The sequence below is a fragment of the Nonomuraea roseoviolacea subsp. carminata genome (assembly GCF_024172185.1).
GTDB classification, from domain to species: Bacteria; Actinomycetota; Actinomycetes; order Streptosporangiales; family Streptosporangiaceae; genus Nonomuraea; species Nonomuraea roseoviolacea.
Genome location: NZ_JAMZEC010000001.1, coordinates 4,669,439 through 4,695,689 on the forward strand (window position 1 = coordinate 4,669,439; position 26,251 = coordinate 4,695,689).

The 26,251-nt window shown below is 74.1% G+C and carries 27 protein-coding genes; 10 read left to right on the forward strand and 17 right to left on the reverse strand.

Going from position 1 to position 26,251, the window contains the following annotated elements:
• Positions 1–4 precede the first annotated feature (4 nt).
• Positions 5–1,222: an MFS transporter gene (locus HD595_RS21825; RefSeq protein WP_253771823.1), complete on the reverse strand. Its 1,218-nt coding sequence runs from the start codon at positions 1,220–1,222 to the stop codon at positions 5–7.
• Between the two features lie 54 nt (positions 1,223–1,276).
• Positions 1,277–1,837, reverse strand: a complete 561-nt coding sequence (locus HD595_RS21830; RefSeq protein ID WP_253771825.1) for a CGNR zinc finger domain-containing protein — start codon at positions 1,835–1,837, stop codon at positions 1,277–1,279.
• A 61-nt stretch (positions 1,838–1,898) separates the two neighbouring features.
• On the opposite strand from HD595_RS21830, the gene HD595_RS21835 reads away from it, so the two are divergent.
• Complete coding sequence (locus HD595_RS21835; RefSeq protein ID WP_253771827.1) at positions 1,899–2,084, forward strand: hypothetical protein; 186 nt, start codon at positions 1,899–1,901, stop codon at positions 2,082–2,084.
• Between the two features lie 27 nt (positions 2,085–2,111).
• On the opposite strand, the gene HD595_RS21840 is transcribed toward HD595_RS21835, so the two are convergent.
• From HD595_RS21840 to HD595_RS21885, 10 genes are read right to left on the reverse strand one after another with little or no spacing between them, the layout of a single operon-like run.
• Positions 2,112–3,500, reverse strand: coding sequence for an aldehyde dehydrogenase family protein (locus tag HD595_RS21840; protein WP_253771828.1), 1,389 nt, complete (start codon positions 3,498–3,500; stop codon positions 2,112–2,114).
• Positions 3,490–4,386, reverse strand: coding sequence for a carboxyvinyl-carboxyphosphonate phosphorylmutase (gene bcpA / locus HD595_RS21845; protein ID WP_175592891.1), 897 nt, complete (start codon positions 4,384–4,386; stop codon positions 3,490–3,492). Before bcpA ends, HD595_RS21840 begins: the two co-directional genes overlap by 11 nt.
• A complete protein-coding gene (locus HD595_RS21850) occupies positions 4,356–5,687 on the reverse strand; it encodes an enolase-like domain-containing protein (protein ID WP_253771830.1) in 1,332 nt (443 codons plus the stop codon). The genes bcpA and HD595_RS21850 overlap by 31 nt, the downstream gene beginning before the upstream one ends.
• An 8-nt stretch (positions 5,688–5,695) precedes the next feature.
• On the reverse strand, positions 5,696–6,967 hold the full coding sequence (locus tag HD595_RS21855; RefSeq protein WP_253771832.1) for a CMP-5'-phosphonoformate--3-phosphoglycerate phosphonoformyl transferase: 1,272 nt from the start codon (positions 6,965–6,967) through the stop codon (positions 5,696–5,698).
• Positions 6,918–7,502, reverse strand: a complete 585-nt coding sequence (locus tag HD595_RS21860) for an adenylyltransferase/cytidyltransferase family protein (protein WP_253771834.1) — start codon at positions 7,500–7,502, stop codon at positions 6,918–6,920. The genes HD595_RS21855 and HD595_RS21860 overlap by 50 nt, the downstream gene beginning before the upstream one ends.
• Entirely contained in the window at positions 7,499–8,644 is a 1,146-nt protein-coding gene (aepY, locus tag HD595_RS21865; protein ID WP_253771836.1) for a phosphonopyruvate decarboxylase, read from the reverse strand. The genes HD595_RS21860 and aepY overlap by 4 nt, the downstream gene beginning before the upstream one ends.
• A complete protein-coding gene (aepX, locus tag HD595_RS21870) occupies positions 8,641–9,567 on the reverse strand; it encodes a phosphoenolpyruvate mutase (RefSeq protein ID WP_253771838.1) in 927 nt (308 codons plus the stop codon). The genes aepY and aepX overlap by 4 nt, the downstream gene beginning before the upstream one ends.
• 2 nt (positions 9,568–9,569) lie before the next feature.
• Positions 9,570–10,580 carry an NAD(P)-dependent oxidoreductase gene (locus tag HD595_RS21875; RefSeq protein ID WP_253771840.1) on the reverse strand — a complete coding sequence of 337 codons (1,011 nt, stop codon included), beginning with the start codon at positions 10,578–10,580 and terminating at the stop codon, positions 9,570–9,572.
• 11 nt (positions 10,581–10,591) lie between these two features.
• The gene (locus tag HD595_RS21880) at positions 10,592–11,926 is read right to left on the reverse strand and encodes a cupin domain-containing protein (RefSeq protein ID WP_253771842.1); all 1,335 of its coding nucleotides are present in this window, start codon (positions 11,924–11,926) and stop codon (positions 10,592–10,594) included.
• Entirely contained in the window at positions 11,916–13,208 is a 1,293-nt protein-coding gene (locus HD595_RS21885; protein ID WP_253771844.1) for an iron-containing alcohol dehydrogenase, read from the reverse strand. Before HD595_RS21885 ends, HD595_RS21880 begins: the two co-directional genes overlap by 11 nt.
• Before the next feature lie 470 nt (positions 13,209–13,678).
• Between HD595_RS21885 and HD595_RS21890 the strand changes: the two genes are divergently transcribed.
• From HD595_RS21890 to HD595_RS21920, 7 genes are all read left to right on the forward strand, one after another.
• Complete coding sequence (locus HD595_RS21890; protein WP_253771846.1) at positions 13,679–14,506, forward strand: ABC transporter permease; 828 nt, start codon at positions 13,679–13,681, stop codon at positions 14,504–14,506.
• The gene (locus HD595_RS21895; RefSeq protein WP_253771848.1) at positions 14,503–15,315 is read left to right on the forward strand and encodes an ABC transporter permease; all 813 of its coding nucleotides are present in this window, start codon (positions 14,503–14,505) and stop codon (positions 15,313–15,315) included. The genes HD595_RS21890 and HD595_RS21895 overlap by 4 nt, the downstream gene beginning before the upstream one ends.
• Positions 15,303–16,295 (forward strand): ABC transporter ATP-binding protein, encoded by a 993-nt coding sequence (locus HD595_RS21900; RefSeq protein WP_253771849.1) that lies wholly within the window; start codon positions 15,303–15,305, stop codon positions 16,293–16,295. Before HD595_RS21895 ends, HD595_RS21900 begins: the two co-directional genes overlap by 13 nt.
• Positions 16,292–17,338, forward strand: a complete 1,047-nt coding sequence (locus tag HD595_RS21905; RefSeq protein WP_253771851.1) for an ABC transporter substrate-binding protein — start codon at positions 16,292–16,294, stop codon at positions 17,336–17,338. Before HD595_RS21900 ends, HD595_RS21905 begins: the two co-directional genes overlap by 4 nt.
• A 100-nt stretch (positions 17,339–17,438) precedes the next feature.
• Positions 17,439–19,178 carry an adenine deaminase gene (locus HD595_RS21910; RefSeq protein WP_253771860.1) on the forward strand — a complete coding sequence of 580 codons (1,740 nt, stop codon included), beginning with the start codon at positions 17,439–17,441 and terminating at the stop codon, positions 19,176–19,178.
• The gene (locus tag HD595_RS21915; RefSeq protein WP_253771862.1) at positions 19,175–20,425 is read left to right on the forward strand and encodes an amidohydrolase; all 1,251 of its coding nucleotides are present in this window, start codon (positions 19,175–19,177) and stop codon (positions 20,423–20,425) included. The genes HD595_RS21910 and HD595_RS21915 overlap by 4 nt, the downstream gene beginning before the upstream one ends.
• 107 nt (positions 20,426–20,532) lie before the next feature.
• On the forward strand, positions 20,533–21,558 hold the full coding sequence (locus tag HD595_RS21920) for a LacI family DNA-binding transcriptional regulator (RefSeq protein ID WP_253771864.1): 1,026 nt from the start codon (positions 20,533–20,535) through the stop codon (positions 21,556–21,558).
• Between the two features lie 11 nt (positions 21,559–21,569).
• Here HD595_RS21920 and HD595_RS21925 read toward each other — a convergent pair whose 3' ends face one another.
• Both HD595_RS21925 and HD595_RS21930 read right to left on the reverse strand, forming a co-directional pair.
• On the reverse strand, positions 21,570–21,893 hold the full coding sequence (locus HD595_RS21925; RefSeq protein ID WP_253771866.1) for an STAS domain-containing protein: 324 nt from the start codon (positions 21,891–21,893) through the stop codon (positions 21,570–21,572).
• Between the two features lie 119 nt (positions 21,894–22,012).
• Positions 22,013–22,600 (reverse strand): DUF5994 family protein, encoded by a 588-nt coding sequence (locus HD595_RS21930; protein WP_253771868.1) that lies wholly within the window; start codon positions 22,598–22,600, stop codon positions 22,013–22,015.
• Between the two features lie 283 nt (positions 22,601–22,883).
• On the opposite strand from HD595_RS21930, the gene HD595_RS21935 reads away from it, so the two are divergent.
• On the forward strand, positions 22,884–23,987 hold the full coding sequence (locus tag HD595_RS21935) for an AI-2E family transporter (RefSeq protein ID WP_253771870.1): 1,104 nt from the start codon (positions 22,884–22,886) through the stop codon (positions 23,985–23,987).
• Between the two features lie 105 nt (positions 23,988–24,092).
• On the opposite strand, the gene HD595_RS21940 is transcribed toward HD595_RS21935, so the two are convergent.
• Positions 24,093–24,251 (reverse strand): hypothetical protein, encoded by a 159-nt coding sequence (locus tag HD595_RS21940; protein WP_253771872.1) that lies wholly within the window; start codon positions 24,249–24,251, stop codon positions 24,093–24,095.
• 21 nt (positions 24,252–24,272) lie between these two features.
• Between HD595_RS21940 and HD595_RS21945 the strand changes: the two genes are divergently transcribed.
• Positions 24,273–24,782: a Rossmann-fold NAD(P)-binding domain-containing protein gene (locus HD595_RS21945; RefSeq protein ID WP_253771874.1), complete on the forward strand. Its 510-nt coding sequence runs from the start codon at positions 24,273–24,275 to the stop codon at positions 24,780–24,782.
• A gap of 97 nt (positions 24,783–24,879) precedes the next feature.
• Here HD595_RS21945 and HD595_RS21950 read toward each other — a convergent pair whose 3' ends face one another.
• On the reverse strand, positions 24,880–25,629 hold the full coding sequence (locus HD595_RS21950) for an MBL fold metallo-hydrolase (RefSeq protein WP_253771876.1): 750 nt from the start codon (positions 25,627–25,629) through the stop codon (positions 24,880–24,882).
• 10 nt (positions 25,630–25,639) lie between these two features.
• The gene (locus tag HD595_RS21955) at positions 25,640–26,242 is read right to left on the reverse strand and encodes a DinB family protein (RefSeq protein WP_253771878.1); all 603 of its coding nucleotides are present in this window, start codon (positions 26,240–26,242) and stop codon (positions 25,640–25,642) included.
• Positions 26,243–26,251 lie beyond the last annotated feature (9 nt).

Consider the following 26,251-nt stretch of genomic DNA (forward strand, 5'->3'; position numbering starts at 1 on the left):
GAGATCAGGACGTCCCGGCCGCTCCCGCCGCGGCCGGGACGCGCTCGGCGCGTACGCGCAGCAGGCGGAGCATCGCGAAGATGCCCGCCAGCGGCCCCACCGCGAGCACCGCGAACGCCCAGGTCCACCCCACGGCCTGCTCGGCGGCGGGCACCAGCCAGATCGTCGCCCCGGTCAGCAGGAACCCGAACGCCATCTGCAGGGTCAGCGCCGTGCCCACGTAGCTCTGGTCGGCCAGCTCCGTGACCAGCGCCGAGAACTGCACCGAGTCGCCCACGACCGCGTACCCCCACACCAGGCTGACCAGTATGAGCAGCCAGAGGGGCGCCCCCATGAGCAGCCCGATGAACGCGGCGCAGGCGGCCGAGGCGCCCATCATGACGATCGCGGTGCGCTCGCGTCCGAAGCGGTCGCCGAGCACCCCGCCGGTGTAGTTGGCCACGCCGCCGATGACGAAGACGGCGAAGGTGACGTACACCCCGAGCAGCGAGCCCTCCATGCCGTGGAGGCGCAGCGCCGCCGAGAAGAACAGCAGGAACCACGTCCACATGGCGTACAGCTCCCACATGTGGCACAGGTAGCCGATCATGGCCAGCCGGGTGCCGCGGTCGCGCAGGATGCGCCGGGCCTGGCGCGGGTCGAGCACCGCGGCGGGGAACGGGTACGGCCCCTCCTTGACCACGGTCAGCGTGACCAGCCCGCCGGCCAGGGTGAGCACCGAGGTGGCCACGATGACGGTGCGCCAGTTCAGCCCGCCGAGCCCGTTGATCAGGTGCGGGACGCCGGAGCTCACGGTCAGCGCCCCGACCAGCAGCCCCATGGCCGCCCCGCGGCCGTCGCGGTACCAGGTGGAGATGAGCTTCAGCGACGGCGGGTAGACGCCGGCGATGAACAGGCCGGTGGCGAAGCGGGCCAGGCTGCCGGTGAGCGCGTCGTGGGTCAGCAGCAGCGCCAGGTTGGCGACGGCGGCGCCGATCGAGCTCAGGAAGATCAGCCGGATCGGCGACAGCGCGTCGGACACGACGAACACCGCCGACAGCACGGCCCCCGCCACGAACCCCCACTGCACGGAGATGGTGAGCCAGGCCGCGAGGTCGGGCGTGAGGTGCCACTCCTGCCGCACCTGCGGGATCACCGCGGTCGCGGAGAACCAGGTCGACTTCAGCAGCAGCAGTGTCCCCGCGAGGATGAGCAGGTTGCGGCGGGCGTCCGGACGGGTCACGGGACCGGTCCCTTCTACGGCGAGGCGTCCTGCGTGGACGGCGGCGTTTGCGGGTCAGGCGGGGGCCGACGCCCGGCGTGCCCGGTAGGCGGCGACCGTGTTGCGGTTGAGGCAGGTCTTGGAGCAGTAGCGGCGGCGCGGGCCGCGCGAGACGTCGGCGTAGACGCGCTCGCACGCGGCGTCGAGGCAGACGCCGAGCCGGGAGGCGCCGTGGTCGCAGATGACGAACGCCAGCCCGACCGCGGTGTTGGCCCGGACACGGTCGACGAGCACGGCGCCGGGCGGGCCGTAGTGCAGGTGGGGGCCCTCGCCGTGGTCGGAGACGTGCGGGTGCATGGGCACCTCGGCCATCACGCCGTTGAGCAGGTCGATGGCCCGCGCCTCGTCGGTCTCGGCGAAGACGGGCCGCAGCCGCCGCGCCCACCGGCGCAGGGCCTCGGCCTCGTCGTCGCTCACGGGGCCGTCGACCTTGAAGTTGTACGAGGCCAGCAGCGCGCCCAGGGCCTCGGGGGAGGGGTCACCGGCGTCGGCCGTGACCGCGTTGACCAGGGCCACGGCCGTGCCCACGCCGTCGTTGCGGTAGCCGGTCACCTCGGTGGGGCTGGTTCTCGCCATGAATCCATCGTAATCTAAATACAGCGGGAATGACATTACGCCCTTCTGCGAAGGTGGGGTCATGGACCTGAAGGCGTGCGAAGTCTGCGGCTCGGCGGCGGAGCAGGAGATCCTGTCCGGCCATTCGACCTCGCTCGGACGGGTCATCTACGTCCGGTGCGGGTGCGGCGGCATGGGCGTGCAGTTGATCACGTACGACGCCGCGGCGGCCATCGTGGAGCTGGCCGGGCCGGCGGGTCAGGGCTGACCCGCCGGCCCGGTGGGCGACCGGGTGTCAGGGGAGGGGGAGCGTGACGGTCTTCGTCACGCTCATCTCCCTGATGGCGTAGCGGACGCCCTCCCGGCCGAGCCCGCTCGCCTTGACGCCGCCGAACGGGATATGCGGCGAGTCGAACTGCGGCCCCGCGTTCAGGTTGACGGCCCCGACGCGCAGGCCCGCCGCGATCCGCATGAAGGCCGTCACGTCCGAGGTCACCACGCCGGACTGCAGCCCGTACGCGGTGCCGTTGGCCACCGCGATCGCCTCGTCCACGTCGCCGACCCGGATCACCGGGGCGACGGGGCCGAAGGTCTCCTCCACCACCAGCTCCACGCCGGGCGGCACGTGGTCGAGGACGGCCGGCGTGAGCAGCGCGCCCTTCCGCTCACCGCCGCACAGCGGCTTGGCGCCCGCGGCGACCGCGTCGTGGAGGCGCCGCTCGACCTCGGCCGCCGCCTCCTCGCTGATGAGCGGCCCGACCTGGGTGGCCGGGTCGAGCGGGTCGCCGGTCCGCCGGTCCCGGGCGGCCTGCGCCAGCCGCGACACCAGCGGGTCGGCGATCTCGCCGACCGCGATCACCCGTTTGACGCCGCGGCACGACTGGCCGGCCGTGGCGAAGGCGCCGTCGGCCGCGAGCCGCGCCGCCAGGTCGAGGTCGGCGTCCGGCAGCACGATCAGCGGGTCGTTGCCGCCCAGCTCCAGCAGCAGCTTCCGGCCCGCCGCGGCCGCCGCCACGGCCCGCCCCGTGCGCACCGAGCCGGTGAACGTCACCATGTCCACCTCGGGGTGACCGGCCAGCGCCGGGCCGATCTCGCCCGGCGCCCCCGTCGTCACCACCAGCAGCTCGGGCGGCAGCCCGGCCTCGACCAGCAGGGCGGCGAAGGCCAGGGCCGTCAGCGGCGTCCGCTCCGACGGCTTGAGCACGACCGCGCAGCCGGCCGCCACGGCCGGCGCCACCTTGACGACGACCTGGTTCAGCGGCCGGTTGAACGGGGTGAGCGCCGCGACGATCCCGGCGGGTTCGAGCAGGGTCACCGCCAGCCGGTCCCGCGCGGGCAGGGGGATGCTCTCCCCGCGCAGCCGCTCCGCCTCCTCGGCCGCCACGGTCAGGTTGGCGGCGGCCCGTTCGACCTCCTTGCGGGTCTCGGCCACGCACACGCCCGACTCGCGGGTGATCAGCGTGGCGGTCTCGGCGGCGCGGTCCGCGAGCAGCGCGGCGGCGCGGCGCAGCACCGCCGACCGGTCCCCTGGCGGCATCGGCCGCCAGGCCGCCCGGACGCGGCGGATCGCGTCGTCCAGCTCCCGGGGCGTGTCGGCGGGCACGGTGCCGACCGTCTCGCCGTCCCAGGGGCTGCGCACCTCGATCCGCCGGTCCGCGGGCCGGAGGGCGCCGTCACGAAACACGGCCGTCGTCCTCCTTGACCACGAAGCGCGCCTCCAGCTCGGAGATCTTGGAGTAGCCGAACACCTCGAACAGCTCGTCGAAGGTCATCTGGAGGTCGGCCCGCTTCCAGAAGTCCTGGGTGGTGCCCTCGTCGCGGAGCGCGGCGAAGACCTTGCGCAGGATCGCGGTGGCGGCGTACCAGCCGGACAGCGGGTAGATGGCGAGGTTGTAGCCGAGGGCCTCCAGCTCCTGCGTGGTCATCCACGGGGTCTTGCCGCCCTCGACCATGTTGGCCAGCAGCGGCGCGTCGATCTCGTCCCGGACCCGCTTCATCTCGTCGGCGTTGAGCATGGCCTCCAGGAAGATGCAGTCGGCGCCGGCCTGGACGTACTCCTTCGACCTGCGGATCGCCTCGTCCAGACCGAGCTTCTCGCGGGCGTCGGTCCGCGCGATGAGCACCCAGTCGGGGTCGGTGCGCGCCTCGACGGCCGCCTCGATCTTGCCGACCATCTCGCGGGTCGAGATGAGCCGCTTGCCCTCCAGGTGCCCGCAGCGCTTGGGCACGACCTGGTCCTCCAGGTGTCCGCCGACGATGCCGGCCCGCTCGAACTCGCGCACGCACCGCCAGGTGTTCATCGCGTTGCCGTACCCGGCGTCGATGTCCATGATCACCGGCAGGTCGACCGCCAGGCAGATGTTCTTGGCGTTCCACGCCATCTCGGTGATGGTGGTGAACCCGAGGTCGGGCATGCCCAGCATGGAGGCGGAGGTGCCCGAGCCGGTCATGTGGACGGCGGGGAAGCCGGCCTGCTCGATCACCTTGGCGCTCAGGGCGTCGTAGGCGCTGGGCACGACCAGGATCTCGGGGGCGAGCATCAGGTCCTTGAACTGCTTGGCGCGTGACATGCCGCTGCTCCTTCGTGGGTGGTTTCCTGAACGGGATCGGTGGCTTCCTGAACGGGATCGGTGGCTTCCTGAACGGGATCGTCCGTGAGGGTCTCGGCCAGCCGGATGAGCTGGTTGTACTTGGCGATGCGGTCACCCCTGCGGGGGCCGCCGATCTTGATCCACTCCGCGCCGACCGCCACCGCGAGGTCGCACATGGCGGTGTCCTCGGTCTCGCCGGAGCGGTGCGACACGACCAGGCGCAGGCCGAGCGCGCGGGCGGCCGCGGCGGCCTCCAGCGTGGCGGTGACCGTCCCGGCCTGGCTCGGCTTGAGCAGGACCGCGTCGGCCAGCCCGGGCACGACCCGGCCGGCGTCGGAGGCGAACAGGTCGTCGCCGACCACGGTCACCCCCGCCTCCCGCGCCGCGGGCAGGAACGCCCGCCAGGTCCCGGTGTCGGCGGGGTCGAACGGGTCCTCCAGGTACGCGATGCCGTGGGTGACGGCCAGGTCGAGCAGGAGCGCCGCGAAGGCGGCCGAGGCGTGCTCGCGGCCCTCGTACCGGTATCGGCCGGGGCCCGCGAGCAGGTGCTCGGCCGCCACGTCCGCGCCCAGGCCGGCCCGGTGCCCCTCGCACGCCGCGCGCAGCTCCTCCAGCCGACGCGCGCAGCTCCAGCCGGGGGCCAGCAGGCCGCTGGAGGCCGAGATCGCCACCGCGCCGCCGCCGGAACGCCGCCGCCCGTCCGCGCCGGAAGGTCCCGCGTCGGACAGCCGCCGCTCCAGCGCGCCGTAGATCTCCAGGGCGGCCCGCACGTCGCCGGTCAGGGTCCCGGTGTCCGGGACGGCCATGATCTGCTGGAACGAGTCGGGCGCCCCGTCGTGGTGGATGCCGCCGGAGAAGGCGTTCACCAGCAGCCGCGGCATGCGCGGCGGGTGCGGGAACAGCCCGGACATCCACCCGCGCAGCGACACCCCGGACCCGGCGGCCAGCGCCCTGGCGTGGGCCAGCGACACCGCCAGCGTGACGTCGGCGCCGAGCCCGTGCCGGTCGTCCAGCTCGCGCAGCCGCCGGTCGAGGTCGCCCTGCCCGGTCAGCGGGACGCCGGTCAGCCCGTCGCGGAGCAGGCGGACGACCGGCCCGTCCCCGAGGTCGCCCAGCTCGCCGGTGCGCAGCCCCCGGCGGCGTTCCAGGCGACCCGGCGCGATGGCCACCGGGCAGGAGCCGCGCCCCCACGCGTCCCCGGCGCGCACGTCGGCCTCCACGGTGGGCCGGCCGCGCGAGTCGAGGATGCCGCGCAGCCGCAGCCCGGTCACGGCGCTCATGGCTCGGGTCATGCCGGGCCCCGCAGGCTCCGCAGCCACGGCATCAGCTCGCTGGCGCGCTTGATCGGCAGGTCGCCGCGGGCCGCCGCGGCCTCGCCGAACGACGTGACCCCGTCGGGCGTGATCCCGGGCCCGGCCACCGCGAGCGGCACCTTGTCGTCGGTGTGGATGCCGGCCTCGCACGGGGTGGCGTGGTCGCAGGTGACGACGAGGGTGTCGGACGGCCCGATCGCCGCCCGCAGCGGCCCCGCGAGGTGGGCGTCGATGTCGGCGACGGCGCGGGTCTTCTCCTCGGGCTGGTTGTCGTGGCCCGGCTCGTCCGGCCCCTTGATGTGCGCGAACACCACGTCGGCCGGGTCGGCGAGCAGCCTGGGCAGCAGCCGGGCGTAGAAGTCGGGCTCGGGCTGGCCGGGCGCGGGCTTGGCCGTGGTGAACTCGGCCCCGATGAGCCGGGCCAGGCCCCGCTCGGCCGGCACCTGGCCGTACATGGAGACCCGGCCCCTGACCGGCGGCAGGTCGGGCAGCCGGTGCCCGCCGTCGCGGACCAGCAGCACGTTGGCCGGCTTGCGGCCGGCCGCGGCGCGCCGCCGGTTGACCTCGCTGGCCCGCAGGACCCGCGCGCTCGCCGCGACGAAGGAGTTGACCAGCTCGGCGACCAGGTGCGCGGCCGGGTCGTCCACCAGCGCCCGGGCGGGCAGCGGCCGGTCGGGATGGTCGGCGACCGGCACGCCGAACGCCCCCTCCTTGACGAACCCGGGGTCGGTGTTGGACACCTCGCCCGACAGCCGCCTGTTCCTGCTGCTGAAGGCGAGGATGCCGCGGTGCCGGCCCCACCCGGTGAGGTGCACGCCGATGTCCGGGGCGGGCCGCACCTGCTCCAGGATCTCCGCGACGAGCAGCTCCATCTCCTCGTCGGTCAGGTCGCGGGACGTGCGCCGGTCGAGGCGGCCCGTCTCCTCGTTCAGGCTGGCGAAGTTGATGCGGAACGCCACGGAGTGCCCGTCGGGGTCCCAGTAGCGGTTGCCGTATCCCTCCAGCGGGCCGCGCCCGGTGTAGTAGACGGCCGGGTCGTACCCGAGCAGCGCCATCGCGCCGGAGTCGGACTCCGGCGGCACGCCGTCGGCGATGACCTCCAGCAGCCCGTTGCGGCCCTCGGTGGCCAGCCGGTCCAGGTGGGGGGTGGGCGCGGCCTCGAACGGCGTGCGCCCGCCCAGCGCCTCGCTCGGCCGGTCAGCTCCCCCGCACAGCGCGATCAGATAGAGCTTCCCGGATGCGCTCATCGAGCCTCCTCTCCTCGATCACCGCGGCGACCGCGGGCGGCACCAGGGAGCGCCAGTCGCCGCCGTCCGCGATGGCCCGCCTGACCCGGCTCCCGCTGATCGGCTTGTCCGCGCGCCGCCACATGACCTCGGTCCGCAGCCCGAGGGCGCCGAACCTGGCCACCTTGGTCTCGCCCCACTCGTCGTAGACGGTCAGGTAGTACGTGGCCTCGACCGGCGCGTAGTGGCGCAGCCGCTCGGGGAAGCCGTGCGGGAACGGCACGATCCGCAGCCGCTCCGCGGCGACGCCCGCCTCGCGCAGCGCCCCCTCGACCATCAGGTACCGGTCGTAGAAGGTGCACGGGTTGGCCTCGGGCGAGCCCCGCTCCGGGTCGGTGGCCTCGAAGGCGGTCTGCTCGGGGTCGGGGTTGGTGATGCCGACGACGAGCACGTCGCAGCGCTCCGCCCCGGCCAGCAGATACTCCAGGTGGCCGAGGTGCAGCGGCTGGAACCGGCCGTGGATCACGCCGACGGGGGCGCGGGTTCTCTCGCTCACTGGTCGCCTCCCGTGACGAAGGCGCGGAAGCGCCGCGCCACCTCCGACGGGTGGACGCGCGGCCGGCCGAGCCGGGCCGGGGAGCCCGGCCTGATCCGCAGCCGGACGAACGCGGGACCGTCACCGGCCTGCGCGTCCTTGAGCGCGTCCACGAACCCGGGCAGGTCGCCGCAGTCGTGCACGCGGGCGTACCCGCAGGCGGCGGCGACGCCGGGGAAGTCCACCTGGGCGGCGAGACTGCGCTGGCCGCCCGTGGAGTCGTGCACGCCGTTGTCCAGCAGCACGTGGACCAGCCGCCGAGCGGGATGGGCGGCGACCGTGGCGAGGGTGCCGAGCCGCATGAGCGCGGCGCCGTCCCCGTCCACGACCACCACCGGCCGGTCGGTGTGCCGGGCCACGCCCAGCCCCACCGCGGGGGCCGAGCCCATCGCGCCGACGAGGTAGAAGTGCTGCGGCCGGTCGGCGAGCGTGTACAGCTCGCGGCTCGTCTTGCCGGTCGTCGAGACCACCGCGGCCGCGCCGGGCAGGACGCCGAGCAGGTGCTCCAGCGCCTCGGTCCGCGTCGGGGGCCGCCCGCCCGCGCCGTGCCGGACGACCTCCGGGATCGCGGGGGCGTCCGGCTCGCGCTCCTCCAGCGGCTCGGGCGAGACGACGCCCTCGCGCAGCACGAAGGCGTACGGCAGCGACTCCCGCTCCATCGCGGCCCAGCCCGCGTCCAGGCAGGCGCCGAGCGCGCCCGGCTCGGACGGCAGCACGGCGTGCCCGACCCGCATGACCTCCAGCAGCGTCGGCGTGATGGCGCCCATCAGCTCGTGCTGCGGCTCGTCCGGCCGGCCCGGCTCGCCCCGCCAGGTGACGATCACCGGGACCGGGATGCGGCTCGGGTGGTTGAGCGAGGTGAGCGGGTTGACCATGTTGCCCAGGCCGGAGTTCTGGGCGATGACGGCCGCCGGCGCCCCCGCCAGCCAGCAGCCCGCCGCCACGGCGACGGCCTCGCCCTCGTGGGTGGCGCGCACGTACCCCACGCCCGGGTCCGAGGCCACCCGGTTGATCAGCGGCGTGAGGTACGAGCACGGCACCCCCGTGACGTCGGCGACGCCACGGGAGGCCAGCTCGTCCAGCAGGGCGCGAGCCTCGATCATGCCCGGCTCTCCGGGGGAGCGGCGTACCGCTTCTCGTCGTCGGCGAGGTCCTGGTAGCGCATCAGGCTGAACACCTCGTCGAGCGAGGCGATGGTCGGCTCCAGCGAGACCGGCCCCTCCTCGCGCAGCGACTCGCAGGCGTGCTTCATCGCGGCGACCGCGGCGCGCATGCTCTGGTTCGCCCAGATCACCCCGGACAGCCCCAGGCGGGCGAACTCCTCCAGCGGCGTCGCGTGGTACGTGGTCGGCGCGATGAGCAGCGGCAGCCGCCCGTCCCACGCGCGGGCGAACTCGGCGATCTCGGCGACGGTCGGCTTGCGCGAGTGGATGAAGATGGCGTCGGCCCCGGCCGCGCAGTACGCCTCGGCCCGGTGCAGCGCCTCGTGCAGCCCGGCGCCCGCGATCAGCGCCTCGGTGCGCGCCACGATCACGAAGCCTGGGTCGCGCAGCGCGTCCCGGCAGGCGGCGATCTTCCCGCAGAACTCGTCCACCGGCGCGAGCACGTGCCCGTCGCCCACGAACGAGTTCATCTTCGGGAAGACCTTGTCCTCCAGGCAGACGCCCGCGGCGCCGATCCGCTCGGCCTGGGTGGCGAAGCGCCGGGCGGTGTTGAAGTTGCCGTAACCGGTGTCGCCGTCCACCAGAACGGGCAGGCCGGCCGCCTCCACCACCCTGGCGACCAGGCCCAGCAAATCGGTCCACGACGCCTCGTCGCTGTCGCGCACCCCGAGCGCGGTGGACATGCACAGGCCCGAGGCCCACAGCGCGGGGAAACCGGCCTCGGCGGCGATGCGCGCGCTCAACCCGTCGTGGGCGCCCATCACGAGCGTCGGCTCCGGCAGGGCGAGCAGCGCGCGGAGCTGCTCGCCCGGGCTGTCCGCCGGCACGCTCAGCCGTGGGCGCCGGTTCTGGGAAGTGGTCATTGTCATGATGTCGTCCGGTCTCTCTTGGAGGAGGAGTCGTGCAGCGCCGCGGCGACGCCCTGGGCGACGCGCCGCCGGACACTGCGTTCGGATTCGGCGGACAGGAAGGCCCGGTGCGCCGACACGACCACGTCGTCGCGTTCGAGCAGCTTGCGGGCCACCGGGTCGTCGTTGGGGTCCTCGGGGGAGAACACGTCGGAGGCGAAGCCGCCCAGGCGCCCCCGCTCCAGGCCGTCGAGCACGGCCGCGACGTCCACCAGGCGGCCCCTGGCGGTGTTGACGAGCAGGGTCCCCGGCCGGGCGTGCGCGAGCGCGTCCGCGCCGATCAGCCGGTCGCTCTCCGCGGTGAGCGCCGCGTGGACCACGACGGCGTCGGCCGCGCCGAACAGCTCCGCCAGGTCGTCCGCGCGGGCCACGCCGTGCGCGGCCATCAGGTCGGCCGGCACGTACGGGTCGTAGGCGACGACCCGGTCGTAGAAGGCGCGCAGCTTGCGGGCGGTGGCCCGGCCGATGCGGCCGAAGCCGACGATGCCGGCGGTGCGGACGGCCAGCCGGCGCGGCAGGCCGCCCGCGTGGACGCTCCACCGGTCGCCCTTGACGAGGCGGTCCTGGGTGCAGACGTTGCGCTCCAGCGCCAGCAGGAGCGCCAGGGTGTGGGTGCTGACCTCGTCGCCGCAGTAGTCGGGGATGTTGAAGCCGGCGATGCCGGCCTGTTCGAGCAGCGGAGCGTTGAGGTTGTCCACGCCGACGCCGCTGCGGGCGATCACCTTCAGGCTCGGCCCGACGGCGTCCAGCAGCTCCCGGGTGACCTGGCAGCGGTAGATCACCAGCGCGGACGCGCCCCGCACGTGCCGGTGGAACTCGGGGCCGTCCAGCAGGAAGCGGCCGTCGTGGAGCCCGAAGTCGAGCTCGACGTCCGGGCCGAACACCTCGCGCTCGATGACGGCCCGGGACGGGTCCACCTGGCCGTTGTCGTCCAGCGACCAGGCGGCGTCGGTGTAGACGACGCGCATGCGGTTCCTCCTCACGAGTCGTAGCCCCAGCCACGGCCGTCGCGGCGGGCGCGGCGCAGGGTGGCGGCGGCGGAGTAGGTGTTGGTCAGCTCGTACAGGTCGAGGTAGCTGAGGTGACGCCCGGAGCCGAGCTTGATCAGCGCGCCGTCGCCGGTCCACCGGTGCGCCACGAACGGCGCGACCCACGCGGTGCCGTCCGCGCCCAGCCGGGCCGAGGCGGCGCTCCCGTCGGCGGCGGTCCAGTGCAGCGTCACCTCGCCGCCGGTCACCAGGTAGTGCGTCTCGGCGAGCTCGCGCAGGTCCTCGCCGGCGTCGCCGTCCACCCGCAGGTAGAGGCCGGTGAGGTCGGGCAGGTGCGGGGCGCAGGCCAGCGACGTGGCCCGGTAGCCGCGGAAGCGCCGCGCGTCGCGCCGGCACTCCGCCACGTCCCGGTACGTCTTGCCCACGCTGTCGTGCCTGCGCTCGGGCCGCAGCAGCAGCCGGTGGTCGAAGCCGAGCACCGAGGCCAGCTCGCGCAGCACGCCGTCGGAGCCCTCCTCCAGCGCGGCGGCCAGCTTCCCGGCGCTCATGCCGAGCGCGGCGGCGGCCGAGTCGGTCGTGTGTCCCCGCCGCGCCAGCAGCTCCACGGCCAGCCGGTACGGGGTCAGGCCGTCCTCGCCGCCCTCGCCGAGCCATTCGACCAGCTCCTGCGCGGGCCGCTCCGCCCAGTCGTTGACGTCCTCGACCAGCGACGCCAGGTTGGAGTGGCCGGTGTAGGACACGATCCGGGCGGGGGCGTCGGAGGCCAGCGAGTAGCTGTGCGGGCAGAACGACGGCTCAACGTAGGAGTCGCCGACGATCCAGGTGTCGTCGTCGCGGTTGGCGCGCATCACCTGCCAGGTGGCCCCGGTCAGCTCCTCGCCCCAGCGGCCGTGGATGTCGCCGGGGCCGAGGTTCACGGTGATGGCCGGTTCCATGTGCCCGTTGTTGAGCGCGGGGACCCGGTCGGCGGGGCACAGGATGTCGAGGATGACCGGCGCGACCGCGCCCGGCGGCGCGGCCATCGTGTAGTAGTTGTAGAAGTGGATGCCGTCCCGCTGGATGGGGCGGCGCGTGTCGTGCAGCTCCCGCGCGGTGCGGGTGATCACCGTGAGGTCGCGCCGGCCGCTGGCGGCCAGCTTCTCCGGCTCGATCACCAGGGTCCGTGCGACGGCGGCGGCCATCGAGTCGGGCCACTCGTCGTCGCCGGCGCCGCTCAGGGAGGCCGCGAAACGCTCCGGTTCGACGCCGGACGCCTCGGCGACCTGCGCGGCCGTCACCTTCCGCACGTTCATCCAGTGCATGACCTTGTACGTGTCAACGCGCATGTCCGCCTCCACGGAGTCGATCGGAGCAGGGCAGGGTGGTGAGGAGCCGCGCCAGGGCCGGGGCGTCGACGTGGCGCGGGTTGCTCGCGGCGCGGTCGTAGCCGAGCGCCTCGGCGGCGATCCGGTCCGCGTCGTCGCGGATGCCGGTGACGGGCGGCAGGTCCGACACGGCGAGGAACGCCTCCACCCGGAGGGCCAGGTCGTCCGGATCGGCCGCGCCCGCGGCGCGGACCACGCCGGCGACGGCCGCGCGCACCCGCTCCGGCCCGCGCGGGTCGGCGCAGTCGGCCTCGGTGACGGCCGCGTTGTGCCGCAGGACGGGCGCCAGGGTGAGCCCGCACGCGTGGCCGTGGCGCACGCCGTGGCGCAGGGTGAGGGGGTAGGAGAGGGCGTGGCAGATCGTGGTCCCCGCGATGGCGATGGCCCGTCCGGCGTAGTGGCCGGCCAGCAGGACGGCACGGCGTTCGACGGGGCCGAGCGGGCGCGGCCGGTCGAGGAGCGTGGCCAGCTCGGCCCACGCGGCCGCGCCCAGCGCCTCGGACCGCTCGTCCGCCCGGGTGGACCAGGCCGCCTCCACGCCTTGGGCGAGCGTGTCGAGCAGGCTCGCGGCGAGCTGGTCGCCGGGCAGTCCGGCCAGCAGGGCGGGGTCGAGGACGGCGACGGCGGGCCGGACGGCCTCGCCGCGCAGGGAGAGCTTGCGGCGCCGCTCGACGTCCCAGATCGTGGCGAACGGGGTGGCCTCGGCGCCGGTGCCGGGCGTGGTGGGCACTGCGACCACCGGCAGGCCGGCGCCGGAGACGCCGTCCGCGCACGCCTGGACCACCTGCTCGGAGGTGAGCGCCGCCCCGGCGGACAGAGGCCTCGCGGACAGAGGCCTCGCGGACAGAGGCCCCGCGGCCGGGGGCGCAGCGGACAGGGGCGCAGCGGACAGGGCCGCCACGACCTTGGCCGCGTCCATGACGCTTCCGCCGCCCACCGCCACGACGACGTCGGCGCGGTGCGCGCGGGCCTCGCCGGCCAGCCGCGCGACGCATTCCGGTGTCGGCATGCCCGGCTGGACGGCCACGCGGACCGCCGCCGGGCGCAGCGCGGCGAGCACCCGCTCCCGCCACGGCCGACGGGCGAACCCGCCGCCGACCACGAGCAGCACGCGCGGCGGACGGGCCGTTCCGCTCACCGCCGATCTGACGGCCCCCGCCAGGTCGGTGACCCCGCCCGGCCCCATGAGCACGTGAGGGGGACCGGCGATCAGGGCGTCGTTCGATAACCGCGAAATGGACATTCGACGTCAACCTTGATGGTCCGGAGAAAGGACAGGCGTGCGGCTGAAGGCTCCCCCTGTTCCGGATGACACGTGAACACATGAGCGGAATGCTCGGCAACAGCGACGGGGTAGCAGGCGGTGCACCCACCGTAAGAGGAATTGATCGTTACCGGAGGTCGCCCGAGGTTAACTGATGATTTATCGGAGATGACCAAAGAATGGACGTCCAGGTAACGGTTAGATAACGGACGTTTCTTTCTGTTTTTCCCGGCAGTCTTCACCGAGCCCATGACCAGCGGTTTCGCCGCCGTGATCACCGTGTGTGGACCGATGGAACGCCAGGTGAGGCAGCATGCCGACCCCGGCCATGTGTCCGGAATTGAGCGGGTTGACCCGTTTTTCCGGGCGTTCCTAGGGTGATGGAACCGGTTGCGGCTACCGGTTTCATCCCCCGGCTCCATCCTCGTCCGGGAAGGAGGACGATCGCGTTGTGGCGAAGACGGACCACCGGCCTGCTGCTCGCGCCCGGTCTGGCGGTGCTCGCCCTGGTCTTCCTCTACCCGGTCGCGGTCACGCTGGTGGCCGCCCCCGCGGGCGTGGACGACGGCGGCCTGGCCGACCGGCTCGGCGCGCTGGCCGCCGACGAGCACATCTGGCGGGCCGCGGCCCGCACGGTGCGCGTCGCCGCCCTGGTCACGGCCCTCTGCCTGCTCCTCGGCCTGCCCGTCGGGTTCCTCATCTCGCGCAGCCCGCCGCGCCGGCGGGCCGTGCTGCTCGCGCTGGCCGTCTTCCCGCTCCTGCTCAGCACCGTCGTGCGCACCTACTCCTGGCTGGTGATCCTGGGCCGCACCGGGCTGCTGAGCAGGGCCCTGACCGGGCTCGGCCTGACCGAGCGGCCGACGCAGCTCCTCTACACCGAGACCGCCGTGGTCATCGGCCTGACGCAGCTCTTCACCCCGCTGGTGATCATCACGGCGTACGGGGCGTTCGCGCACGTCCACCCCGACCTGGAGGCCGCGGCCCGAGGGCTCGGCGCGTCCGCCGGCTCCGCGTTCCGCCGCGTCGCGCTGCCCCTGGCCCTGCCCGGGGTGCTCGTCGGCGCGACCCTGGTCTTCGCCGGGGCGGTCACCGCGTTCACCACGCCGCTGCTGCTCGGCGGCACCCGCACGCCGACACTGGCCACGCTGCTCTACGACTACGCCAACGTCACCGTCGACTGGTCGTCGGCCGCCGCGGTGGCCCTCGTCATGACCGTCGTCGTGCTGGCCGCGGGCGCGCTGGCGGCGCGCGTGCCGGCGAAGGCGGCCCCGTCATGACCGGCCGCCATCCGCTCGTCGGCGCGCTCTCGGCCGTCGCGCTGACGTTCCTGCTCGGCCCGATCCTGCTGGTCGTGGGGGTCGCGTTCACGGCGGGCGACACGATCGAGTTCCCGCCGCGCGGCCTCTCGCTGCGCTGGTTCGCCCAGGCCCTCTCGTACGGGCCGTTCCTGGAAGCGCTGCGCACGAGCCTGCTGGTGGCGATGGCCGGCACGGTCCTCGCGCTGGCCCTCGGCCTGCCGGTGGCGCTGGCCCTGGGCCGCGGCGGCGCCCGGTCGCGCGGTGCGATCGGCACGCTGTTCACGCTGCCGGTCGTCGTGCCGGAACTCGTCCTCGGCTACGCGCTCTTCCAGATCCTCATGGTGACCTTCCGGGTGAGCGCGTTCGGCGCGCTGCTGGCCGGGCACACCGTGCTGCTCCTGCCGTACGCCGTGCGGGTGACGGGATCGTCGCTGGCCCAGGCGGACCGGTCGCTGGAGGAGGCGGCGCGCGGCCTCGGGGCGGGCGGCTGGGCGACGTTCACGCGCGTCACGCTGCCGGTGATCGCCCCGGGCGTGGCGGCGGCCTGCGTGCTGTCGCTGGTGACCTCGTTCAACAACGTGCCGCTGTCGCTCCTGCTCAACGGGCCCGGCACGACCACGCTGCCCGTCGCGATGCTGCACCACGTCGAGTTCGCCTTCGACCCGCTGGTCGCCGCGGTCTGCACGCTGCTGCTGGTCCTGGCCGTGGCGGTGATGCTGGTCACCGAGCGGCTCGCGGGCTTCACCGACGTCTTCGCCCGGCAGGAGGCCGACCGATGGCGGCCGTAGTGCGGCTCGACCGCGTGCGCCACACGTTCCCCGGCGTCGTCGCCCTCGACGACGTCGAGCTGACCGCGCCGCCCGGCCGGCTCACGGCGCTGCTCGGGCCGAGCGGCTGCGGCAAGACCACGCTCCTGCGCGTCGTCGCCGGTCACCTCCGCCCGGCGGCCGGCCGGGTGCTCATCGACGGCAGGGACGCCACCGCGCTGCCTCCCGAGCGCCGCGACATCGGGATGGTCTTCCAGTCGTACGCCCTCTTCCCGCACCTGACGGTCGCCGGCAACGTCGCGTTCGGCCTGCGGATGCGCCGCCTGCCCCGCGAGACCGTGCGCCGCCGCGTCGGGGAGGCCCTCGACCTGGTGGGGCTGGCCGACCAGGCGAGCCGCCGCCCGCACGAGCTGTCGGGCGGGCAGCGGCAGCGCGTCGCCCTGGCCAGGGCGGTGACGATCCGCCCCGCGGTGCTCCTGCTCGACGAGCCGCTGTCCAGCCTGGACGCCCGGCTGGCCGTGCAGATGCGCGGCGAGCTGCGGCGCGTCCAGCGCGAGACGGGCCTGACCGCGATCCTGGTCACCCACGACCAGGAGGAGGCCCTCGAACTGGCCGACGAGATCGCGATCCTCGACAGGGGGCGGGTGGTGCAGCATGGCGCGCCGCAGGAGGTCTTCAGGGCGCCGGCGACGCGATGGGTCGCCGGCTTCCTCGGCTACGAGAACGTCCTCGACCTCCCGGGCAAGGGCCCGGTCGCGGTGCGCCCCGAGCACCTCGGCGTGCTGCGCCCCGGCGACGAGGCGCCCGGCGACGCGCACGTCGTCGAGGGCACCGTGGCGGACGTCCGCTTCCGCGGCACCGGCTACACGATCACCTTCCGCACCGCGGAGGGTCGCACGCTCGTCGCCGTCAGCCCCGACGACGGCCTCGCGCCCGGCGCGCCGGCGCGGCTCTACGTGCCGCTGTCCCGGGCGGTCGGCCTCGACGGGCGGCCCACGTGACTCCCCGGCGCCGGATCCTCCTGATCGTCCTGGCCCTGCTCGCGCCGGTCGCGGCCGCCTGCGGGGGAGGGGCCGCGCGGGAGCCGGGCAAGCTGGTCGTCAGCGTCTTCGGGTACGCCTCCGACCGGGTCGAGCGGGCCGTGGTCGAGCCGTTCGAGCGGATGACCGGCGTCGACGTGGTCGTGGAGACGGGCGCCAACGCCGACCGGCTGAGCAAGCTGCGCGTCAACAGGAACGCCCCCACCGTGGACGTCGTGCTGATGTCCGACTTCTACGCCGCCATGGGCGAGAAGGAAGGACTGTTCGACAAGGTGGACGAGGCCCGCCTGCCCCACCTGGCCGAGGCCCACCCGTTCGCCCGCAACCCCGGCGGCTACGGCCCCGCCTACACGTACGCGCTGCTCGGCATGACCTACCGCACGGACCGCTTCACCGCGCCGCCCGGCCTGGAGCGGCTCGGCGAGCCGGCGTACCGGGGGCAGGTCGCCGTCCCCGACCTCGCCATCACCGCCGGGGTGCCGTTCCTGACCACCCTCGCCCGCGCGTACGGCAGCGGGCCGGCCGACGCCGACGCGGCGTTCCGGGCGCTGGCCCGGCTGAAGCCGGACGTCCTCACCTTCTACAACCGCAGCACCGAGCTGGCCAGCCTGCTCGACCGGGGCGAGGTCGTGATGGCGCCCTCGCTCGACATCTTCGCCGTCGATCTCGTCGCGCGGGGCCGTCCCGTGGCGTGGGCGCCGCTGGACGCCGGCCGCGTCATCGTCACCAACCGGGCCGAGCTGGTCAGAGGCAGCGCGCACCGGGCCGACGCCGAGCGGTTCATCGACTACCTCCTCTCGCGCGAGACGCAGGAACGGGCGGCGGCGTCGTTCAACGACAAACCCGTCAACCGCGCCGCGAAGCTGCCCCCGGTGCTGGCCAGGGTGACGGGGGAGGCCGCCGCCGACCCCATCCGGGCGGGCTTCCGCCCGCTGGACCTCGACCTCGTCATGCGGAACCTCACCACCTGGAGCCGGCGCTTCGCCCGGGAGATCGCCGGCTAGCCGATCCCGCCGCCGTGGCCGGTGCGTCACCGCCATGCGGCTTCCCGTCCGCGAGGGCGGGCGCCGCGAGAGCGCCCGCCGTGACCGAAAGTGCGAAACCATGCCACTGCCCCACCGATGCGACCTTCTCATCCGTGGCGCCCGCGTCGTCTCCGTGCACACCGGGGAGGCGCGCCCCGCCGACGTGATGATCACCGGTGAGTTCGTCCGCGCGCTGGCCCGTCCCGGCGCCGCCGTCGAGGCCGGACAGGTGATCGACGGGACCGGGCTGCTCGTCGCCCCCGGCTACGTCGACGCGCACATGCACGTCGAGAGCTCGCTGCTGGCCCCCGCCGAGTTCGCCCGGGTCACGCTGCCCCGGGGCACCACGACCGTGCTCGCCGACCCCCACGAGATCGTGAACGTCGTGGGCCGGGCCGGCATGGCCTGGATGATCGAGCAGGGCCGCGCCACCGCCCAGACCATGCTGTGGGCGGTGCCCTCGTGCGTGCCGTCGCTGGACGGCTTCGAGACCACCGGTTTCCGCCTCACCACCGAGGACATCGCCGAGATGCTCACCTGGGACGACGTGCTCACGCTCGGCGAGGTCATGGACTACCGGGGGGTGGTGGGCGGCGACCCGCGCACGATGGGGATCGTCCGCGAGGCGCGCCGGTCCGGCGTCCGGCTCGACGGCCACTGCCCCAACCTGTCCGGCGACGACCTCAACGAGTACCTGTGGGCCGGCATCGACTCCGACCACACCAAGAACAGCGCCGCGGTCGCCGTGGAGAAGGCGGGCCTCGGCATGACGCTGATGCTCCAGGAGAAGAGCCTGAGCCCCGAGCTGGTGCGCGTGCTCCAGGAGCTGCCGGTCCTGCCCGACTTCTGCCTGGTGACCGACGACATCGCCGCCGACGTGATCATGGACAGGGGGCATCTCGACCACATCGCGCGCGTCGCGCTGGAGGCCGGCATGGCGCCGCTGACCGTGCTGCGCTCCCTCAGCCTCCACCCGGCCCGCCGGCTCGGGCTGGACGACCGCGGGGTCGTCGCCCCGGGCAAGCGCGCCGACCTGGTGCTGCTGCGGAGCATGACCGACTTCACCCCGGTGGCGGTGGTGTGCGGCGGCAAGGTGGTCGGTCCGGCGGACGCGCCGCCGCGCGCGGCCGCCGCCAACCCGTTCGGGGCGTCGGTCAACCTCGCACCCCTCACGGAGGCGGACCTGGCCTGGCGGGTGGACCTGCCCGACGGCCGGTACGTCTTCCGCTGCATCCAGGTGAACCCGGAGGACACCTACACGCTGCCGGGCACCGTCACGCTGGCCGTACGGGACGGGGTGGTGCAGTGGGAGGGCGTCACGGCGCTGCTGGCCGTCTACGAGCGGCACCGGCGCAGCGGGCGGCGCGCGATGGTGCCGGTGACGGGGTTCGAGCTGGGCCGGGGCGCGGTCGCCACCAGCTACGCCCACGACAGCCACAACATCACGGTCGTCGGCACCGGCGCGCGGCTGATGTGCGACACGGCGAACTGGGTCATCGGCGCGCACGGCGGCATGTGCGTGCAGCTCGCCGGGCGCGAGCCGGCCCGGCTGCGGCTGCCGGTGGCCGGGGTGATGTCGGACCGGGGCGCGGAGGAGGTCGCGGACGGGGTGCGCGGCGTGCGGGAGGCGCTGCACGCGTGGGGCTGGCGCCACCGCAACGCGCTCATGAGCGTGGCCACGCTGCCGCTGCCGGTCTCGCCGCAGATCAAGCTGACCGATCTCGGCCTGGTACGGGTCTCGGACCGTACGTGGGAGCCGGCGGTGGTCTCCCCGGCGCCACCGGAGGCCGGTGACGCCGTGGGGCGGCCGGGCGCGTGAACGAGCGCGAGCTGGTCGCCCTGCGCAGGGACCTGCACGCCCACCCCGAGCCGGCCTTCCTGGAGATCCGGACCGCCGCCCTGGTGCTGCGGCGGCTGGCGGGCGTGTGCGACACGCTGCTGACCGGGCGCGAGGCGATGCGCGCCGACGTCGTCGCCGACTACCCCGGCCGGGCCGCCCGCGAACGCGCCGCCGCTGCGGCCGTCGCCGCCGGGGCGGACCCGGGCGCCGCCGCCCGGCTGGCCCGTGAGGGCACGGCGATCGTGGCCGACCTGGCCGGGCACCGGCCCGGTCCGGTCTGGGGCCTGCGCTTCGACATGGACGCCCTGCCCGTCGCCGAGTCGGCCGAGCCCGGCCATCCGCCGGCCGCGCACGGGTTCCGCTCGGCCGACGGGGCGATGCACGCCTGCGCCCACGACGCCCACACGGCGATCGGGGTCGCGCTCGCGCACCGCCTGGCCGACCGGCGCTTCCCCGGCCGGGTCCGGCTGCTGTTCCAGCCGGCGGAGGAGGGCGCGCGGGGGGCCGCGGCGATGATCGCGGCGGGCGCGGCCGAGGGCGTCGAGCGGCTCGTGGGCCTGCACCTGGGCAACGACCTGCCCACCGGCGTCGTCGTGGGCGGAGCGCTGGGCCTGCTGGCGACCGTGAAGCTGCGCGCCGCGTTCCACGGCGTCGCCGCGCACGCCGGCTCGGCGCCGCACCTGGGCCGTGACGCGCTGGCCGCCGCGGCGGTCGCGACGCTGCGCCTGCTCGCGCTGCCGTCCTTCCCCGGGTCGCGGACCCGGGTCAACGTCGGCACATTGCGCGCCGGCGAGGCGGCCAACGTGGTGCCCGCCGAGGCGGAGCTCACCTGCGAGGTGCGGGCGGACGACGAGGACGTCGCGGCCGAGCTGGAACGGCGGGCCCGCGTCGCGGTGGCGGGCGCGGCGGCCATGTACGAGGTGGAGGCCGAGGTCGTGCGCACCGGGCGCTCCTGCGCCATGACCCCCGACGACGCGCTGGTGGACGCCGTCGTGCGGGCGGCCCTGCGCCGGTGCGGCCCGGGCCGGGTGCGGCGGCACCACACGCTCTCGGCCAGCGACGACGTGAGCGTGTGGGCCCGCGAGGTGCGGGGGAGAGGCGGCCTGGCGACGTTCGTCCTGGTGGGCGGGGGCAACCGGGCCCCGCACCACCATCCCCGCTTCGACGTCGACGAGGACGCGATGACCGTCGCCGTGGACGTGCTGGAGGAGCTGGTCAGGGGCTGACATTCCGGTGCTACCGGTTGCCGGGGTATCACCGTCCGGTCGATCATTCAGACGTCCGAATCACGAGAAATGGCGCCGGGGCCGAGAAAAGCGCGAGGGCGAATGGAATGGGTCACCATAAAAAGGGACAATCGGTAAGTATTTCCGATGTCGCGCGGGTCGCGGGCGTCGCCAAGTCCACCGTGTCCCGCGCGTTCATCCATCCCACGCTCGTCGCCGCGCCCACCCGCGAGCGCATCCGGCGCATCGCCGACGAGATGGGCTTCCGGCCCAGCCGGGTGGCGCGGGCGCTGAGCACCGGGCGCACCGGCCTGGTCGGCCTGGTCGTCCCCACCCTGTCCAACCCGTTCTTCGGCCCGCTCGTCGCCGCCATGCAGCAGGCGGCCGAGGAGGAGGACCGGCAGATCGTGCTGATGATCTCCGAGCTGTCCGCCGAGCGCGAGACGCGGATCGTCGAGCGGCTCTCCCGCGAGGTGGACGGACTGATCGTGGCGACGTCCCTGTGCGAGGAGGCGTTCCTGCGCAAGGTGGCCAAGGAGATCCCGCTCGTCCTGGTGGACCGCAAGGTCGGCCGGCTGGCCTCGGTGCTGATCGACACGCCGAGCGGCGTGGCCGCCATCGCCGACCACCTCATCGGCATGGGGCACCGGCGGCTGTGCTACGTCAGCGGTCCGCCGGGGTCGTGGGCCGACGCGCCGCGGATCGCCGCCCTGCGCACCCGGGCGGAGCAGAGCGGCGCCGAGATCGTCGTGGCCGGGCCCATCCCGCCCACGGTGGACGCCGGGATCGAGATCGCGGAGACGGTCGCGGCCGCCGGGGTCACGGCGGTCATCGGCTACAACAGCGCGACCGTCCTCGGGCTCCTCCACGGTCTCGGCACCCGGGGCGTGCGGGTGCCGGAGGACGTCAGCGTGGCCAGCGCCGACGACTTCATCCTGCTCCAGTCGACGAAGCCGGCGGTGACCGTGCTGCACCTGCCGCTGGAGGAGGCGGGGCAGGCGGCCGTGCGCATGCTGGAGCGCCTGCTGCGGGGCGAGCGGCCGGGCCGGCCGGTCGTGATCGGCCCCCGGCTGGTCATCCGCGAGTCCACCCTGCGGGCCCGGCCCCCTGGTCAACAGGCGGGTCAGTCGTAGCGGACGGCGACTCACCCCACCGTCGGCAGGCTTCGGTCGAGGCCGGTGATGCGCAGGAGCCTCGACATGCCCGGGCGAGGAGCGGTCAGGGCGAGGGTGATTCCCCGCTCCTGGGCGCGGTGCTGGACGCCGACGAGGACGGACAGTCCGGAGGCGTCGCAGAACGTCACCCCCGACAGGTCGAGAACGAGCAGGCTCGTGCTGTAGCGCAGCGTGCTCAGCAGCTGCCGGCGGAGCGCCTCGCCGCTGAAGATGTCGATGTCGCCGGACAGGCGGACGGTGGTCGGAGCCGACGGGCCGGCCACGCCGAGCGTGGCGATGTCGATGACGGTCATGAGATCTCCCGATCGGAGAAGAAGACAGGAATGAGACTGGCACCTGCCGGCCGGAGAGCGGCCAGCCGCCGGAGGGGCGGTGTCAGCACCGCTCGATCCAGCCGGCAGGCGGCGCGTGGTCACACCGGAGCGGTCGTGCCCCCGGTGGAGCGGGTGGCTGCGAGGCCGGTCGTGCTCCCACCCTCGTTCTCCCAGCCGGCAGCGCCGTCCTCCTCCATGGCGTGGCCGTCCGGGGCGTCGGGAAGGCCGGCGACGGCGCGAACGCCGGACGGGAGGAAGCCGGTGTCCTGGTCGACGAGTCTGAGCACGGCCTCCGCCTGAGCGTTCGAGGTCTCCGGCGGTATGACCAGCAAGGCGATCCGCTCGCCACCGGCGAGGACCAAGGTGATCACTCGCGGGTCACTGCTGCGGAACCAGCCGACCCTGACCTGGCGCCCTCGGGCCGGGATACGGCGCGGGATGTGGTCCCACGCGTCCCGGTACACGCCGACCCGCAAGGTGACCCGGTCGAGCCGCTGGTCGACGGCTGCGATGAGGCCGGGCATCTCGGTGGCGGCGTCACGGGAATAGGGCCACCACGCTCCGTCCACGGTGGCTCGCCGGTCCAGGGCTGGATCGAGGCTGAGCCGGACGGCGGAGGCGATGACGGGAACCGCGGAAGCGACGGCGCCGAACGGCTTGAGATGGGAAAGAATGGTTGGCGTCATGGCTGCCTGGCCTGTCGGGCCCCACAAGGAGCCGAGCGGTGTACCGCCGCGGGCGACGCCGACCTGAATGCCAACGCACGAAAAGTCCTCGGTGCCTTAATCCTACCTCCTCTGGTCTGAAAAGGAGCTTCTCGCTGCTGATTCGTACGGACCCGGCCGCCTGAAGCCTTCATCCAGGGGCAGCAGGTGATGTGTGCGCATCACTACCAGAGGTGCCGACCTGAAACGCGACAACCCGGCTGGGGAGCGTTTCTCGACGCTTGTGCCCACCACGCTGGCGAGGATGGCCGCGTGGAGCGCGTGCCTGATCCTCATCGGCATCGTGGCCGACCACGTGCTGGGCTTCGTGGCGACGATGCGCATCGTCGCCCTGCCGGTCGCGGTCGCGTTGCTGCTGACCGCACTGCTGTTCCCGCTCACCAGGCGGCTGCGCGCGGCGGGGCTGCGAGCGATCAACGCCACCTGGGCCACCATGCTCATCGCCTTCGCCCTGCTGGGCGGGACCGGCTGGATCATCGGGGTGCGGGCCGTCGCCGAGTTCCCGGGCCTGGTCAAGCAGGTGCAGCAGACGGCCAAGACGGTCGAGGGCTGGCTCTACACCGGTCCGCTGAACCTGGAGCCCAACCAGATCAGCAGGTGGGTCGACGACATCGCCACCATGGTCACCCAACGGCAGGAGCAGATCACCACGACGGTGCTCGCGGGCACCGTCGTGGTCCTGGAGGTCCTCGCGTCGATCGTCTTGCTGCTCTTCGTCACGTTCTTCCTGCTCAAGGACGGAGACCGGATCTGGACGTGGTTCCTGCAGGCGTTCGGCAAGGCCGCGCCGCGAGTCGACCGAGCCGGCCGGACCGCCTGGGTCACGCTCTCCCACTACGTCCAGGGCACCGTGGCCGTGGCCGCGGTGCACGGCGTCGTCATCGGCATCGTGCTGGCCGTCATGGGTGTCCCGCTCTGGGCGGCGCTCGCCGTGCTGATCTTCCTGGCCAGCTTCATCCCCATCGTGGGCATCTTCTTCGCCGGCGCCGTGGCGACGCTCGTCACGCTGGGGGCGAAGGGCCCGATCTACGCGCTGGTCTTCCTCGGCATCCTCCTCATCGAGCAACAACTGGAGAACCATGTCCTGCAGCCGCTGATCGTGGGCCGAGTGCTTCACTTCCACCCGCTGGCGATCGTCATCGTGCTCGCCGTCGGCGGGATCCTCGCCGGCATCGCCGGCGCGGTCGTGGCCGTGCCGATCACCGCCATCCTCTACCGGGCGATACCCGAACTCTTCAAGGAGGAGCCGCCCGCCCTGCCGCGCGCGCCGGCCGAACCCGCCCGGAAGGACCGCAAGCCGCCCGCGGAACCCGTGAGCGGCGCGCCTGCGGCCCCTCCCGGGGGCTGACCTCGCTCCGGGTCAACGCCGGTGGTGCGAGCGTCACCGTATCCCGGGCACCCCTCCCAGGGGACCTCGGCGCCCGCGGCAGGCGGGTCATCCGCTGCGCAGTCCTCACACCATGGTCTCGAAGGCGTCGTCCCAGTGGCGGCGTGCCTCGTCGGCGTCGCCGAGCGCGCCGCGCAGGTGGAGGCTGCACAGCCCGTGCGCGAGGGCGTCGAGCCTGACGGCGAGGTCGGCGGGGTCAGCCGGTGCGAAGGCGCCCTCCCGCACGCGGCGCCGCCGGTCCGACGCGTGCGCGCCACCCTGGGGCGGGCCTCCGACTATTACGGGCCTGGCGGCGTCAACACCGTCATCGGTCCGACCGTCTTCGCCGCCGCCCTGGCCGGCAAGACCGCCCGCTGGGTCGGTGACCTCGACCAGCCGCACACCGTCGCCTATCTTCCCGACATCGCCGCCGCGCTCGTCACCCTCGGCGAACGCGCCGAGGCCGACGGGCGCGCCTGGCACCTGCCCGCCGCCGGGCCCGCCGCCGGGCCCGTCACCGGGCGCCGGTTCCTCGACCTCGTACGGGGAGTATCGGGGGCACACCGAAGACCGCCGGACCGGGTAGGGGAGCGCAGCGCCTCATCGGCCTGTTCAACCCGACCGTGCGCGCAACTCGGCGAGACCTGGTACCAGCGCGACCGCCCGTTCATCTCGGACGATTCGGCCTTCCGGAACGCGTTCGGGCCGGTCAAAGTCACCCCGCGCGACGAGGGTGTCGCCGCGACCCGCGACTGGTACCGGCACAATGCCGCCTGAAAGGGGCGGGTACCGCGCCTCCGGTCGGCCGCGCGATTTCCTGGCATGGGGGGTGCGCGCTCGCGGCCCGACGTCCTGACCTCGGTCTTCCACGGGGTCAGACGTCCAGGACCATGCCGTCCTCGGCGAGGTCGAGACCCAGCTCGGCCCGCCGCGCCAGGACCTGCGGCCCGGCGTGGGTGAGCAGGAGCCGGCGGCAGCTCAGCCGGTCGAGCCGGGCGAGCAGCTCCGGCACGTGCAGGTGGTAGCGCACGGCCCGCTCGTACGTGTAGCCCTCGCAGAGGAACAGGTCGGCCCCGTCGGCGACGTCGATCAGCGTGTCGGTCCAGGCGGTGTCGCCGCTGTAGGCGATCGTGCGCCCGGCCACCCGGACCCGCAGCGCCAGCGCGGGCGCCCCGGCCGCGTGGTCGGCCTCGAACGCCCGCACCCCGACGCCCTCCACCTGAGCGGACGACCCGGGCGCCAGCTCGTGGACCCGCACCTCGAACCGCCTGCTCACCGAGGACGAGCCCGGGAAGAGCACCTCCATCGCCCGGCCCAGCCGTTCCTCGAGGCCGGGCGGCCCGACCAGGTGCAACGGCCTGACCCGCCGCGTGAACTGGCCGTCCAGGATCAGGAACGGCAACCCGCCGAAGTGGTCGCCGTGCAGGTGCGACACCGCCACGACCGAGACGTCGCCCGGCTCCAGGCCGAGCCGCTTGAGCCCGGTCAGCGCGGTGGCGCCGCAGTCGACGAGCAGCGCGCCGTCGCCGCCCGCCGCCTGGACGTGCACGCAGGTCTGCAGCATGCCCCCGTCGCCGAAGGCGTTGCCCGCTCCCGCCATCGTCACCCGCACAGGCGCGTCCATGGTCACGAGTCTAGACGCGGGGTCGATCTCCGGCGGCTTCCTCGGCCACCCGCTCCAGCCGGTTGCGGTACTCCTCCCACCACGTCTCGTCCGCCGACGGGATGTTGCTCGCCTCGGCGCGCAGGCCCGCGGCGCCGTCGATCAGCTCCCGGACGATGTCGGCGTGACCGGCGTGCCGGTTGGTCTCGGCGATCACGTGGACGAGCAGCAGGTGCAGCGTGGCCTCGGCCCGCTCCTCCGGCCACCACGGCACGCGGCCCGTCGCGTCGAGGTCGAGCGCGTCGATCGTGGCGTCCGCGTGGGCCCACGCACGGCGGTAGAGCCCCACGATGTCCTCGCGGGACTCGTCGGCGGTGGCCCACATGTCGGCGTTGTCCTCGGCGCCCTCCTCGAACCACGGCTGCGGCTCGTCCGACGGGCGGCCGAACGTCTCGCCGAAGTAGCCGAGCTCGACGCCCGCCAGGTGCTTGACCAGGCCCAGCAGGTTGGTGCCGGTGGGGGTCAGGGGGCGGCGGACGTCGTACTCGGAGAGCCCGTCGAGCTTCCACAGCATGGCGTCGCGGGCGGTCTGGAGGTAGCGGCGAAGGAACGTCTTGGGGTCGGGTCCGGTCATGTCGGGCAT